This is a genomic window from Streptomyces sp. WG5 (assembly GCF_049974565.1).
Lineage (GTDB): Bacteria > Actinomycetota > Actinomycetes > Streptomycetales > Streptomycetaceae > Streptomyces.
Window position 1 is genome coordinate 83491 of record NZ_JBNGGC010000027.1, and the last position, 14325, is coordinate 97815.

The 14325-nt window shown below is 73.9% G+C and carries 9 protein-coding genes; 3 read left to right on the forward strand and 6 right to left on the reverse strand.

Features of this window, described 5'->3' with window-relative positions:
• Nucleotides 1-6 precede the first annotated feature (6 nt).
• The gene (locus ACP4IX_RS25880; protein WP_426556819.1) at nucleotides 7-4656 is read left to right on the forward strand and encodes a hypothetical protein; all 4650 of its coding nucleotides are present in this window, start codon (nucleotides 7-9) and stop codon (nucleotides 4654-4656) included.
• On the opposite strand, the gene ACP4IX_RS25885 is transcribed toward ACP4IX_RS25880, so the two are convergent.
• The 5 genes from ACP4IX_RS25885 to ACP4IX_RS25905 form a co-directional block, all read right to left on the reverse strand.
• The gene (locus tag ACP4IX_RS25885) at nucleotides 4645-5766 is read right to left on the reverse strand and encodes an aromatic ring-hydroxylating oxygenase subunit alpha (protein ID WP_426556821.1); all 1122 of its coding nucleotides are present in this window, start codon (nucleotides 5764-5766) and stop codon (nucleotides 4645-4647) included. The genes ACP4IX_RS25880 and ACP4IX_RS25885 overlap by 12 nt on opposite strands.
• On the reverse strand, nucleotides 5763-6968 hold the full coding sequence (gene solA / locus ACP4IX_RS25890; protein ID WP_426556823.1) for an N-methyl-L-tryptophan oxidase: 1206 nt from the start codon (nucleotides 6966-6968) through the stop codon (nucleotides 5763-5765). Before solA ends, ACP4IX_RS25885 begins: the two co-directional genes overlap by 4 nt.
• A gap of 19 nt (nucleotides 6969-6987) precedes the next feature.
• Entirely contained in the window at nucleotides 6988-9444 is a 2457-nt protein-coding gene (locus ACP4IX_RS25895; RefSeq protein WP_426556824.1) for a GcvT family protein, read from the reverse strand.
• Nucleotides 9441-10526 carry an S-(hydroxymethyl)mycothiol dehydrogenase gene (locus ACP4IX_RS25900; protein ID WP_426556826.1) on the reverse strand — a complete coding sequence of 362 codons (1086 nt, stop codon included), beginning with the start codon at nucleotides 10524-10526 and terminating at the stop codon, nucleotides 9441-9443. The genes ACP4IX_RS25895 and ACP4IX_RS25900 overlap by 4 nt, the downstream gene beginning before the upstream one ends.
• A 289-nt stretch (nucleotides 10527-10815) precedes the next feature.
• Complete coding sequence (locus ACP4IX_RS25905) at nucleotides 10816-11559, reverse strand: IclR family transcriptional regulator (protein ID WP_426556850.1); 744 nt, start codon at nucleotides 11557-11559, stop codon at nucleotides 10816-10818.
• 317 nt (nucleotides 11560-11876) lie between these two features.
• Here ACP4IX_RS25905 and ACP4IX_RS25910 point away from each other — a divergent pair, with 317 nt between their 5' ends.
• Both ACP4IX_RS25910 and ACP4IX_RS25915 read left to right on the forward strand, forming a co-directional pair.
• Nucleotides 11877-12200 (forward strand): bifunctional 3-phenylpropionate/cinnamic acid dioxygenase ferredoxin subunit, encoded by a 324-nt coding sequence (locus tag ACP4IX_RS25910; protein ID WP_426556828.1) that lies wholly within the window; start codon nucleotides 11877-11879, stop codon nucleotides 12198-12200.
• Complete coding sequence (locus ACP4IX_RS25915; RefSeq protein ID WP_426556830.1) at nucleotides 12197-13423, forward strand: NAD(P)/FAD-dependent oxidoreductase; 1227 nt, start codon at nucleotides 12197-12199, stop codon at nucleotides 13421-13423. Before ACP4IX_RS25910 ends, ACP4IX_RS25915 begins: the two co-directional genes overlap by 4 nt.
• A gap of 54 nt (nucleotides 13424-13477) precedes the next feature.
• Here ACP4IX_RS25915 and ACP4IX_RS25920 read toward each other — a convergent pair whose 3' ends face one another.
• Nucleotides 13478-14038, reverse strand: a complete 561-nt coding sequence (locus ACP4IX_RS25920) for a hypothetical protein (protein WP_426523141.1) — start codon at nucleotides 14036-14038, stop codon at nucleotides 13478-13480.
• Between the last annotated feature and the right edge of the window lie 287 nt (nucleotides 14039-14325).

Below are 14325 nucleotides of genomic sequence, written 5' to 3' on the forward strand. Positions count from 1 at the left end.
TCCGCCATGTACGAGCTGTCCCGGGTCCGCCTCTACTCCATCGGACCCGCCGGTGCGCGCTACGCCGACACCGTGCTTGACCTGCGCGGTGTGGGCCGGCCCGTGCCCGACCCCGCGCCCACGCAGGCGGAGTTCTTCGAGGAGGAGCCGGTCGGCCCCCCGCGCCGGCCCGCGCCGGCCGGCGTGCTGTTCCTGGAGAATGGCGGCGGCAAGTCCGTCCTGCTCAAGCTGATCTTCTCGGTGATGCTGCCGGGCCACCGCAACACCCTGGGCGGCGCCAGCTCCGGAGTGCTGCGCAAGTTCCTGCTCGCCGACGACTGCGGACACGTCGCGCTGGAGTGGCAGCACGTGCAGACCGGCGAGTGCGTCGTCGTCGGCAAGGTCAGCGAGTGGCGCGGGCGCCAGGTCTCCGGTGACCCGCGCAAGTTCGCCGAGGCCTGGTACTCCTTCCGGCCCGGCCCCGGACTCACCCTGGACAACCTGCCCGTCGCCGAGGCCACCGCCGTCCGCCCGCCCGTCGAGGGCGTTTCCGGCGCCCAGGGCCGACGACGCACCATGAAGGGCTTCCGGGACGCGCTCACCGAGGCCGGCAAGGCCTACCCGCACCTGGAAGTGCACTGGGAGGAGATCCACGACCGCTGGATCGAGCACCTCACGGACCTCGGCCTCGACCCCGAACTCTTCCGCTACCAGCGCGAGATGAACGCCGACGAGGGCGAGGCCGCCGGTCTCTTCGCGGTCAAGAAGGACTCCGACTTCACCGACCTGCTGCTGCGCGCCGTCACCGACACCCGCGACACCGACGGACTCGCCGACCTGGTCGGCGGCTTCGGCAGCAAACTGGGCCGGCGTGCCGAGCTGATCGCCGAACGCGACTTCACCGCCGGGTCCGTCGACCTCCTCGGCCGGATCGTCGAGGCCGCCGACGCCCGCACGCGCGCGCGGGACATCCACAGCGCCGCCGAACGCCGGACCAGGACCCTGGCCCGCCGGCTCACCGCCCGCGGCGCCCAGGAGCGGAGCCGGGCCGGCGACCTCGCCCAGCGGGTCACCGCCGCCGCGTACGCCGTCACGCACGCCGAGTCGGCCCGGGACCGCAGCGGCCTCATCGCCGCCGAACTCGCCTACCGGCACGCCTCGCTGGCCCTGACCGCGGCCGAGAAGTCGGCCGCCGCGCAGAAGCGTGAACTCGCCGACGCGCGCACCCTGCACTCCGCCTGGCAGGCCGCCGAGGCCGTCCTGCGCCACCGCGCCGCCGCCGACCGCGTCGCCCGCGTGTCCGCCGCGATCCAGGAGGCCGAGCGGGACGCCGCACCCGCGCTCGCCGCCCGCTCCAAGGCCGCCGTCGACCTCGTCCGCGCCCTGCACGCGGCGGCCGGGAAGGTCGAACACCACGCCAACGAGGAGGAGGAGCGGTCGGCCTCCCTCCAGGAGGTCAGCGACGCCGCACACCGGGACTCCACCACCGCGGCCACCGAGGCGCAGCGGGCCCGCAGCGAGGCCGGGCATCTGCGCCAGCGACTCGCCGAGGTCGAGCAGGAGACCGACGAGGCGGTCCGCGCCGGCTGGCTCGACGACAGCGCGCCCGACGCCGACCCCGCCCGCGCGGCCCTCGCCGCCAGCGACGCGGAGAAGACGACGGTCGCGGCCTGGGACACCGCCCGGGAGGCGGCACACCGGGCCACGGAGCACGCGCGTGAGGCGGCCGCCGCCGAGAGCCGCGCCGAACTGACGGCGGCCCGCGCGGCGGACGCGGCCACCGCGGCCGGACGCGCCCACGAGGCCGAGCGCCGCACGGCCGGGGCACTGGCAGCCGAGGAACGGCTGGCGGAGCTGCTCGGCCTGGCCGCCGAGACCCGCCCCGGTGTCCCGCGGCCCCGCCAGGAGGCGGACCGGGACCCGGCCGCTGCGGCCGAGGCCACCGACGGCGTTCTCACCCCCGAGGAACTCGACCGTTTCGCCGACGAGCTGCGCGAGCTCCTCGACGACACCGTCTCCTCCGCCGAACGCCAGCTGTTCGAGCTGCGCACGGCCGCCGCCGACGACTCCCGCATCCTCGGTGCGCTCGGCGACGGCGGACTGCTGCCGCCCGGGCCGGACGTGCTGGCCACTGTGGAGTTCCTGGGCGAGCACGGCATCCCCGCCCTGCCCGGCTGGCGCTACCTCGCGCAGGCCGTCGACCCCGCCGACCACGCGCGCGTGCTGGCCGCCCGCCCCGAGCTGGTCGACGGCGTGATCATCACCGACCCCGACTCGCACACCCGCGCCCGCGAGGTTCTCGGCGACGCGGCGCTGCTGCCGCGCTCCGCCGTCGCCGTCGGCACGGCCGCCGCCCTGCTCGCACCCACCCCCGCGCCGGGCTCCGACGCCGACGGCGTCTTCCTCGTACCGCCGAACCCGGCCATGCACGACGAGCACGCCGCCGACGAGGAGCGGCACGCCCTGCGCGCGCGGGCGACGGAGCGGGACGAGGAGATCCGCACCCTTGCCGCCCGGCTCGGCAAGGACCGGGAACTGGCGGCCCGGCTCGCCTCCTGGCGCACCGGCTGCCCCGCCGGACGCCTCGCCGAGCTGGCGCGGACCGCCGAGGAAGCGCACGCCTTCGCCGAGGAGACCGAGGCCGAACTGACCGAGGCGCGCACGGTGCGGGCCGAGGCCGACGAGAGCGCCGCCGAGGCCGTACGGCTGCGGGACGAGCGGCAGGAGGCCGCGCAGAAGGCCCGCCGGGCCGCCGACGCTCTCGCCGGGCTGGCCTTCCGGCTGCGCGAGCGCGCCGGCTGGCAGGTCAGGCTCCGTGAACTGGCCGACGAGGGAGCCGAGGCCGAGGCCCGCGCGCAGGCCTGCCTGGAGCGGGCCCGCGCCGCCGACGAGGACCGGCGCGCCGCCCAGCGCGCCGCCGACGACGCCCGCCGCACCGCACGCGCACTGCGCGCCGAGCGGTCCGAGATCGCCGGCGCCCCCGACGACGTACCCGAGGACGGCACGGACACGCCGCAGTCGTCCCTGCCCGCCCTCCGCGAGGCCTACCGAGCCGCCTCCCAGCTCTACGAGAAGGTGGGCGTCGGCGCCGACCTGCGCGCCGAACAGGCCCGCGCGGAGAGCGACGAGAGCGCGGCACGCGCGGACCTGGACCGGCTCAGCAACAAGGTCCGCACCCGGGCAGGGCAGCTGTTGGAGTCGCCCGACGGCTCCGACGGACCGTCCCGGCAGGCCGCCGCCGCCCGCGCCGAGGAGCTGGTGCAGCTCCTGGAGACCCGCATGTCCAGCGCGAGCGAGCAGCTCGGCCGGCTGCGCGGCGAGGCCGAACGGCACGCACCCGAGGACGGCGACGCCCACACCGAACTCCCCGGGGAACTCCTCCCGCGCGACGCCGGGCACGCCCAGACGCTGCTGCGCACGGCGACCGCCGAACTCGCCTCCCGCACCGAGGCGCTCACCCAGGCCCGCGAGGCGCACGCCGAACTGCTCGATGCCCACCGTGCCGCCGAGGACGCGGCCGGCGGCTTCGACGAGATCGCCGCCATGCTCCGCGACCTGATCCGCGAGCACCCGGCCGACGAGGAACAGGAAGAGCCCGAGCCCTACCCGGGCGGCCTGGAGGACGCCCGCCGGTCCGCCGCCGAGGCCCGCCGCTCGCTGCGCGGCTGCGCCGCCGACCTGTCCGCCGCCGAGGCCGCCGTGCGCGAGGCGAGCGACGCCCTCGTCCGCCACGCCAACTCCACCCGCTACGAGCAGGTCCGCACCCCCGCGCGCCAGCAGATCCGCGAGCTGCCCGCCTCCGCGCTGCCCGAGCACGCCGCCTCGTGGGCGGACGCCTTCGCACCCCGCCTGCGCGTCCTGACCGACGAGCTGGCCCAGCTGGAGCGCAACCGCGACTCGATCGTGGACCGGCTGCGCGGCCTGGTCGAGTCCTCTCTCGCCACGCTCCGCTCCGCCCAGCGGCTCTCCCGGCTCCCGGAGGGCCTCGGCGAGTGGTCCGGGCAGGAGTTCCTGCGCATCCGCTTCGAGGAACCCGATCAGGCCACGCTCACCGAGCGGCTCGGCGAGGTCGTCGACGAGGCCACCCGCGCGGCCGTGAAGAAGAACTCCGACCTGCGCCGCGACGGCATGTCCCTGCTGCTGCGCGGTGTGGCCGCCGCACTCCAGCCCAAGGGCGTGGCCGTCGAGATCCTCAAGCCCGACGCCGTACTGCGCGCCGAGCGCGTCCCCGTCGGCCAGATGGGCGACGTCTTCTCCGGCGGGCAGCTGCTCACCGCGGCCATCGCCCTCTACTGCACGATGGCCGCGCTCCGCAGCAACGACCGGGGCCGCGACCGGCACCGCCACGCCGGCACCCTGTTCCTCGACAATCCCATCGGCCGCGCCAACGCCACCTATCTGCTGGAGCTTCAGCGGGCCGTGTCCGACGCGCTCGGCGTCCAGCTCCTGTACACCACCGGCCTGTTCGACACGACCGCGCTGGCGGAGTTCCCCCTGGTCATCCGGTTGCGCAACGACGCCGACCTCCGGGCGGGCCTGAAGTACATCAGCGTGGAGGAGCACCTGCGGCCGGGACTGCCCCAGCCGGCCCCGGCCGGTGAGGGCGGCGGCGAGGCGGTGCACAGCGAGATCACGGCGACCCGGATGTTCAAACGGCCGGCCCAGTCACCCGCCTAGCCGCTCCAGCAGCCACGCGTGGAACACCCCGATGTGGTGCTCGGTCGGGACCAGCACCCCGCCCGCACGGTACGCCCGGGACGACATGGCCGGCTGGGTCCGCTCGCAGGCCGCGAAGTCCTGCGTGTTGACCCGGTGGAACAGCTCCACCGACCGGGACAGGTCCGCCCCGGACGCCACGACGTCCGGGGCGTACAGCCAGTCGCACTCGACGACCGTGCGGTCCTCGGCGAGCGGGAACATGCGGTGCAGGATCACATGGTCCGGTACGAGGTTGACGAACACCGTCGGCTTGACGGTGATGGCGTAGTAACGACGGTCCTGGCCCTGTGACAACTCGGGCAGCGTGCCGAAGCCCTCGCCGCCGTCGACCGTGAAGCCCTTCACCTCCTCGCCGAACTCGGCGCCGTGGCCCACGTAGTACTGGGCCGCGTACCCGTCGGCAAACTCCGGCAGGACGTCGGTCAGTTCGGGGTGGATGGTCGCGCAGTGGTAGCACTCCATGAAGTTCTCGACGATCAGCTTCCAGTTGGCCCGCACGTCGTACCTGACGCGTCGCCCGAGTGCGAGGTCCTCGGTTGTGTACCGCTCGATCGCGGCCGGGTCGCCGAGCCGTTCGACGGCCGCGCCCCGCACCGTTTCCTCGAAGGAGGGCGGCGCTTCGGCCAGGCACACCCACGCGTAGCCGAGCCACTCGCGCAGGGCGACCGCGACCAGGCCGTACGCGGTCCGGTCGACGTCCGGCATCTTCGTCAGGCCGGGCGCCGCGACCAGCCTGCCGTCGAGGTCGTACGTCCACGCGTGGTACGGACACTGGAGGCCGCGGCGTACCTGGCCGGACTCCTCCAGGCACAGCCGGGCCCCGCGGTGCCGGCAGATGTTGAGGAAGGCGCGCAGTTCGCCCGCGCGGGTGCGGGTGACGACGACGTTCTCGCGGCCGACCTGCACGGTGCGGAAGGTGCCGGGCCGGTCGAGGTCGGCCCCGCGGACGGCGCAGAACCACATCGACTCGAAGACGTGCCGCTGCTCCTGACGGAAGATCTCCGGGTCGGTGTAGTAGGGGCCCGGCAGGGTCGGGAGGAGACTGGGGGACGGGGGAGTCGTCGTCATGTGCGTGCTCCTCGGGCGGGCGGGGCGGCGGTGTGGGGCCCCCCGCTCGGGCGAAGCCGGGAGCGGAGGCGGGCGGGGTCGAACAGACCGATGGGGTGGGCGGTGGTGCCGGTCAGGGCCAGGTCGGCGAGGATCTCGCCCACCACGGGCACGAACTTGAAGCCGTGCCCCGAGAAGCCGCAGGCCACAACCACCAAGTCGGGGTGCGCGGGATGCCGGGCGATCACGAAGTGCTCGTCCGCCGTGGTGGTGTACATGCAGGTCGCGGCCTTGAGGAGGGTTCCGGGCAGGTCGGGGACGCAACCGGACAGGTGGGCGGCCATCGCCTCCACCTCGTGGTCGTGGACCGTCCGGTCGATGGTCTCCGGGGTGGTGGCCCGCCCCTTGCGGAAGAAGGCGACCTTGGCACCGTGGCCGGGGCCGTCGATGGCGGGGAAGCCGTAGATCTGGACGCCGGCCGCGTCCTCCCAGACGTAGATCGGGTGGGTGTCGGGGTGGAAGGGCCGGGTGCCGTTCCGCGGCCGGAACCAGTACATGACCTGCCGTTCGACCGTGAACGGCACCTCCAGGTCGGTGAGCAGCCGCGGTGCCCACGCGCCCGGGCAGACCACCAGCCGGGAGGCGGTGTAGGTGTTCTCGGCGGTGTGCACCCGCACGCCGTCCCGGTACGGCTCCCAGCGGGTCATCGGCTCGTCGAAGTGCAGCTCGGCGCCCTGCCGGGTGGCGAGCTGGAGGTGGGCGGCGACGGTGTTCTCCGGACGCAGGAGACCGGCCCTGGCCTCGTACAGCGCGACCTCGTCGTCCTGCGGGGCGAGCGTGGGGAACCGGCGGCGGATCTCCCGGGCGTCCAGCATCTCGTGCGGCAGGTCCCACTCGCGTGCCGAGCGCAGCGATCCGGAGACGGTCCGGGAGTCGGGGCGGCCGATCATCACCCCGCCGCACAGCAGGGCGATGTCCCGGCCGGTGGCCCGCTCCAACTCCTCGTACAGCTCGTAGGCGCGCAGCAGCAGGGGGACGTACGCCGGGTCCTCGAAGTACGACTGCCGGGTGATCCGGGAACCGCCGTGGCTGGAGCCGCGGTTGTGCACCGGGCCGAACTTCTCCAGGCCCAGCACACGGGCGCCCCGCGCGGACAGGTGGTGGGCGGCGGCGCTGCCCATGCCGCCGAGACCGATGACGATCACGTCGTGGGTGGGGGACAAAGGCGAGCCTCCTGGAACCTCAGCGGCGGATACGGGACATCTGCGGGTCGAACAGCGGCTCGTCGGCGACCGTGGCGGGCACCTTCTGTCCGAAGTACTCCACGTGCACACCGGTGCCGGTGGTCAGACCGGCGGGGAGCCAGGCGTAGGCGACGCAGCGGCCGAGCGTGTAGCCGTACGAGGCGCTGGTCACGTATCCGGCGGGCGTGCCGTCCACGTGGACGGGCTCCTTGCCCATGACCACGGCGGCCGGGTCGTCGAGGAGGAGGGGCGTCAGACGCCGGGCCGGCGCGCCCGCGCGCTCCAGCGCTGCCCTGCCGACGAAGTCCGCCTTGTCCATCCGGACCGCGAAGCCGACGCCCGCCTCGTACGGGTTGTGCTCGTCGGTCATGTCCGTGCCCCAGGCCCGGTACCCCTTCTCCAGGCGCAGGGAGTCGAAGGCGGAACGCCCGGCCGCGACCACCCCCAGGCTCCGGCCGGCCTCCCACAGCGTGTCCCAGAGCCTGAGCCCCAGGTCGGCGGTGGTGTAGAGCTCCCAGCCGAGTTCACCGACGTAACTCAGGCGCATGGCCGTGACCGGGACATGGCCGACGTACGTCTCCTTCGCGCGGAAGTAACCGAACGCCTCGTGCGAGAAGTCGTCCGGGACCAGTGGCTGGACGAGGTCGCGGGCGAGCGGGCCCCAGACGCCGATGCAGCAGGTGCCGGAGGTGATGTCCCTGATGTGCACTCCGTCGGGTGCGTGGCGCAGGAGGTGGTCGAGATCGGCGGGGGAGTTGGCGCCGACCTGGAAGCGGTCGGGGGCGAGGCGGGCGACGGTGAGGTCGGAGCGGATGCCTCCGGTCTCGTCGAGGAGCAGGGTGTAGGTGACCGCGCCCGGCTTCCTGCGGAGGTTGTTGGTGGTCATGCGGTCCAGGAAGTCCAGGGCTCGGGGGCCGGTGACCTCCAGGCGGCGCAGCGGGGTCATGTCGTACAGGGCGGCCTTCCGGCGGGTCGCCCGGGCCTCCGCCGCGGCGATGGGGGACCAGTGCCGGGCCGACCAGGCGTCGCGGGCGGGGAGTCGCAGCTCCGCGGCGAGGCCGGCGTTGGCCTCGTACCAGTGCGGACGTTCCCAGCCTCCGCCCTCCAGGAAGTACGCGCCGAGTTGCTGCTGCCGGGCGTGGAAGGGGCTGACCCTCAGGGGGCGCGGCCGCCCCGTCGGCTGAAGCGGGTGGACGACGTCGTACACCTCGACGAACTGCTGTGAACCGCGCTCACGGATGTACGCCGGTGAACGCTGCGCTTCCTCGAAACGCGTGAGGTCGCACTCGTGCACGTCGAGCGACGGCCGCCCGTTCACCATCCACTCGGCGACGGCCTTGGCGGCACCGGCCGAGTGGGTGACCCAGACGGCCTCCGCCAGCCAGAATCCCCGCAGCGTGCGCGACTCGCCGAGGACGGGCATGCCGTCCGGGGTGAAGGAGAAGACGCCGTTGAACCCCGACTCGATCTCCGTCTCGCGCAGGGCGGGCATCAGCCGGCGGCAGTCCTCCCAGCTCGGCGCCCAGTCGCCGGGGGTGAAGGGGTAGGACGAGGGCATGTCCATGTTTCGGGCGCGGGCCTCGTCGTAGGCGAGGACGGCGAAGGGGTCCACGGGCAGCGGGCGGTGGGCGTAGGAGCCGATGCCGAGCCGGTCGGTGTGCTCCCGGACGTACAGGTCGCGGTCCTGGAAGCGGAGGATCGGCTTCGAGGCCTCCGCCGTGGCGCCGCTCAGCTGGGGCAGCGGCCCGGTCCTCGCGTACTGGTGCGCGAGCGGTTGCAGGGGGACGTCGACGCCGGCCATGCGGCCGACGACCGGCCCCCAGAAACCGGCGGCGGAGACGACGTGGTCGGCGGGGAACGCGCCCCGGTCGGTGACGACACCGGTGACCCTGCCGTCCCGCCGCTCGATGCCGGTGACCGTGTGCCGGTCGAGGAAGCGGGCACCCCGCGCGGTGGCCCGGTCGAGCTGGGCACGGGACGCGTGCAGGGCGCGGGCCAGGCCGTCCTCGGGGGTGTGGAAGCCGCCGAGCACCACCGACGCGTCGAGGAGCGGCCAGAGTTCCTTGCAGCGGGCGGTGTCGACGACCTCGCCGCGCACCCCCCAGGCGGCGGCATGACCGGCCCTGCGGTGCAGGTCGGCGAGGCGTTCCGAGGTGGTGGCGAGCTCCAGACCGCCGACCGGGACGAAGCACCGCGACCCGTCCGCTTCGAGGGAGCTGAACTTGTCGACCGTGTACTGGGCGAAGGCCGTCAGGGTCCGGGACGGGCTGGTCCGGAAGACGAGGCCGGGCGCGTGGGAGGTGGAACCGCCGGGGGCCGGCAGCGGCCCCTGTTCGAGGACGGTGACGTCCCGCCACCCGCGGGCGGTCAGCTCGTCGGCGAGGGAGCAGCCGACGACGCCGGCGCCGATGACGACCACGCGGGGGCTCCCGGGGCGGGTGCCGCGGGCGCTCACAGGACCACCACCGAGCGCAGCACCTCACCGCGCCGCATCGTGGCGAACGCTTCCTCCACCCGGTCCATCGAGGTCGTCTCCGACACGAAGGCACCCAGGTCCAGCAGCCCGTGCAGGTACTGGTCGACGAGGAACGGGAAATCCCGGCTCGGCAGGCAGTCGCCGTACCAGGACGACTTGACCGCGCCACCGCGCGAGAACACGTCGATGAGCGGGAGTTCGACCGTCGTCTCCGGTGCGGGCACACCGACCTGGACCAGTACGCCCGCGTGGTCGCGCATGTAGAAGGCCTGGCGGAACGTCTCCGGACGCCCCACCGCGTCGATCGCGAGGTCCACGCCGTGGCCGTCGGTGAGGGCGCGGACCGCCTCCACCGGGTCCGTGCCGCGGGAGTCGACGGTGTGTGTGGCGCCGAACCGTTCCGCCCGGTCCAGTTTCCCGCTGTCCACGTCCACCGCGATGATCTTCGTGGCGCCGTTGAGGGCGGCGCCCGCGATCGCCGCGTTGCCGACGCCACCGCAGCCGATGACGGCGACCGAGTCGCCGCGTTCGACGCCGCCGGTGTGGACCGCGGCTCCGTAACCGGCCATCACCCCGCAGCCGATCAGGCCGGCCGCCTCGGGCCGGGCGGCCGGGTCGACCCTCACCGCCTGACCCGCCGCGACCAGCGTCAATTCGGCGAAGGCACCGATGCCGAGGGCGGCGGTCAGCGCGGTGCCGTCGAGCAGGGTCATCGGCTGGGCGGCGTTGCGGGAGTCGAAGCAGTACCAGGGGCGGCCCCGCCGGCAGGAGCGGCAGCCGCCGCAGGGCGCCCGCCAGGCGAGGACCACGTAGTCGCCCCGCCGCAGACCGTGGACATCCGTTCCGACGGCCTCGATCGTGCCGGCCGCCTCATGGCCCAGCAGGAACGGGAAGCCGTCCGTGATCGCGCCCTCCCGGTAGTGCAGGTCGGTGTGGCAGACCCCGCAGGCCTGTACCGCGACGAGAACCTCGCCGGGTCCCGGATCCGGGACGACGATCGTCTGCACCTCCACCGGTGCGCCCTTCTTCACAGCGACTACGGCACGGACCTCGTGTGGCACGACAAGCTCCTCTGCTGTTGCGCATTGCACGATGGGTTGCGCGCTGAGGAACATAGTGAGAAGGGCATCGAGTGGCCGTCAAGAGGACCGGGCGACCCTTGGCGAGAGGAACGGGGGCCGGAACGCATGCCGGATGGTCAGACGAACCAGGGCCGGAACACATCGGACCGGCCACGGCGCGAGGCCGGAGGAACCCTCGGGGGATCCGGTCCCGCGCCGCGGTTGTCTGCTTCGGCCGGGCCAGCCCCGTCGGCCGGGCCCGGCCCGCCCGGTGCCTCCCGTCGTCGGCTCAGGAGCCGTACCCCATGCGGCGGGACAGCTCGACCCCCGCGGCCAGGACACGCTTCGCGAGGCCGGGCAGCCGGTCCGGCGTCAGCCGGTACACCGGCCCCGAGACGCTGATCGAGGCGATCACCTTGCCGTCGTGGGAACGGACGGGCGCCGCCACGGCGGCGAGCCCGATCTCCAGTTCCTCCTGCGTGATCGCGTAACCCTGCCCGGCCACGGCCTCCAACTCGCCCCGCAGCACCGCCGCGCCGGTGACGGTGTGCTCGGTGAACCGGTGCAGCGGGCGGGCCAGCAGGCCCTCGCGCAGGGTGGGCGGCAGGTGGGCGAGCAGCACCTTGCCGCTGGCGGTGGCGTGCAGCGGAGTGCGCCGGCCGAGCCAGTTCTGCGCGGTCACGGAGGCGGTGCCGCGGGCCTGCATGACGTTGACCGCCGCGTCGTCGTCCAGCACCGCGATGTTCGACGTCTCCCCGAGTTCGTCGGCGAGTTCGCGGCATACGGGCACGCCTTCCTGCGAGATGTCCAGGCGCACTGCCGCCGCCCCCGCGAGGCGCAGTACGCCGGCACCCAGGTAGTACTTGCCCCGCTCCTTCTCCTGGGCCACCAGGCCGCGGTTCTCCAGCACGCCGAGCAGCCGGAACGCGGTGGACTTGTGCACGTCCAGCTCGTCGGCGATCTCGGTGACGCCCGCCTCCCCGTGCCGGGCGAGGATCTCCAGCACGCTCACCGCGCGGTCGACCGACTGCACGGCGCTCGCCGTCCCTCTGCCGGTCTGCCTGCCCGAGGGGGCCGAGTGCGTCGCGTCCTCCGCGTTCTCCACGTGCTCCTCACCACGGTCGGGCTGGTTCTGTGTGCGGGTCATGGCTCAACTCCCACCACCTGGCGGCCCCGTTCGGACCGCATCTGCGGGAAGCCCTTGACGCCACGGGCGCCCGCCCGGATTCTGTTGCGCATGGCGCTATTCAATGCGCCATGTGAAACATCATGTTACCGAAGCGTCCGGATCCCGGAAGAGTACGCGCCCGCACCGCCGGGGACACGCGCTCCGGACCGAGAGGGGGACCCGTGATTCCCGTCTGCCGCCTCGAAGACCTCCCCAAGGGGGAGTCCGCCCGCGTGGGGACGAGCCCGCCGATCGCCGTCTTCCACACCGACGACGGCGATCTCTACGCCATCGACGACACATGCACCCACCAGGACGCCTCCCTGTCCGAGGGCTGGCTGGAGGGCTGCCTCGTCGAATGCCCGCTGCACGCCGCCTCGTTCGATCTCCGTACGGGCCGGCCGACCTGCCTTCCGGCCCGCAGGCCCGTCCGCACCCACCACGTCACCGTCCGCGACGGCATCGTCCACGTGCGCCTCGCCGTGGAGGAGGGAAGTGCCGCATGAGGACCGTGACGGTCGTCGGCGCCTCGCTGTCCGGTCTGTACGCCGTCCGGGAACTGCGTGCCCAGGGTTTCGACGGCCGGCTGGTGGTGGTCGGCGACGAACCCCACCGCCCCTACGACCGTCCTCCCCTCTCCAAGGACTTCCTCACCGGCCGGGCGGACGAGGACCGACTGGCCCTCACCGATGCGGAGGAGACCGCCGAACTGGACGCCGAGTGGCTGCTCGGCGTCCGCGCCCTCGGCCTGGACGCCCGCGGCCGTACGGTGGTGCTCGGCGACGGCCGCAGGGTGCCCACCGACGGCGTCGTCGTGGCCACCGGCGCCTCGGCCCGGCGCCTGACCGGCGGCGGCCTGGACGGCGTCCACACCCTGCGTACGCTGGACGACGCCCGTGCCCTGCGCGCGGAACTCACCCGGGGCCCCCGCAGAGTCGTCGTCATCGGTGGCGGCTTCATCGGCGCGGAGACCGCCTCCTCGTGCGCCGCCCTCGGTCACACGGTCACCGTCGTCGAGGCCGCTCCGCTCCCGCTCGTGCCCCAACTCGGCGCCGAGACGGCCGCCGTCTGCGCCGCGCTGCACCGCCGCAGTGGTGTGGAACTGCTCACCGGCGCGTCGGTGGCCGCACTGCACGGCACGGCCGCCGTCACCTCGGTGGCACTCGCCGACGGCCGTACCCTGCCCGCGGACGTCGTGGTCGTCGGTATCGGGGCCACGCCCAACACCGCCTGGCTGGCGGGGTCGGCACTGGACCTGAACGACGGCGTCCTGTGCGACGAGGGCTGCGTGACGTCCCTGCCGCAGGTGGTCGCCGTCGGCGATGTCGCCCGCGTCGGCGGCACGCGCGCGGAGCACTGGACCTCCGCCACGCGACAGCCGCGGGCCGCCGTGGCCAACCTGCTCGCCGGACGCACCGTGGAGAGCGCGAGAACGCTGCCGTACTTCTGGTCCGACCAGTACGGTGCCCGCCTTCAGTTCGCCGGCCGACGCCTGGAGGGCGACACCGCCCGCGTCGCCGAAGGCGAGGTCGCCGACGGAGCGCCGGCCGAGGGCGGCCTTCTCGTCCGGTACGAGCGCGACGGTCGTACGACCGCGGTGCTCGCCGTGGACCGGCCACGCCCCTTCATGCGGGCCCGACGCGACATCGCCCGTGAGGCCGGGGAGCACCGGCCCGCGGCCGGCCGAGTCCGACCGACGGCCGACCGCGTGCGGCCGGCCGCGCCGTGAGACACCGCCCCCGCCGTAGCCCGTTCACTCAGGGATGTTCCGGAACCCGGCCGTTCATCCGTGCGACAACCGCCCCGCGCCGCCCTGCCGGCGTATCCGTTCCTGGGCCCGCTCCGCCGACCGGGCCTGCCGCCTGGCACGGCGACGCTCGCGCCGCATGGCCCGCGCGGTGCTGCTCGGCATCGACACCACGCCGTGCCGCTGGTGCCAGACCTGCCTCGTCACCCATACGTCCAGCACGCCCCAGGTGGCCACCACCGTACCCGCCACACTGCCGATCACCATGGGGAACGCGAGCCAGGACTCCGCCATCGTGCACAGGAAGGCCACCATGGCCATGATCAACGTGACGGCGACGACCAGCACCGCGCGGACGGCCGCCGTACGCACCGGGTCCGGCAGGCGACGCCGCCGCGCGGGCTCCTCGGTCCACAACGGCCGGTAGGCCGACTGCTGCTCCCGTGCCTCCGGCCGGCCCGACCGCTCACGCGCCGTCGCGTCCGGCCCCGCCGCCGGGATGCCGTCATCCGGCACCTCGGGGACCGAGCGGGCCGTCAACTCGGCCGCACTGCCGCCCTCCGGCCCCTTGCGCCGCTCAGCCGTGCCCATCGACATGTCACTCCCCACCGCCAGCAGACAGCTCTCCCGTGTACGAAGCACGGCTCCCCTCTGGCTGCCCTGCTCGTGCTGCTTTACGCCGCTCGGGGGCGGGATGCGGCCCCCGCGGCCGATTCCGCCTCGATTTCCCGTAATGAAGGACGAACGAGAAGCCTCCAAGATTCCCGGAAATCCCGCGCAGTCGAAGAATTTCGGCCAATCCGCCCGCCATGCCCCGAGGAAGCCCCTCCCCGACCGCCACCGGATCCCGGGAGGCAATCTCCCCCAATGACCGGACAACTGAC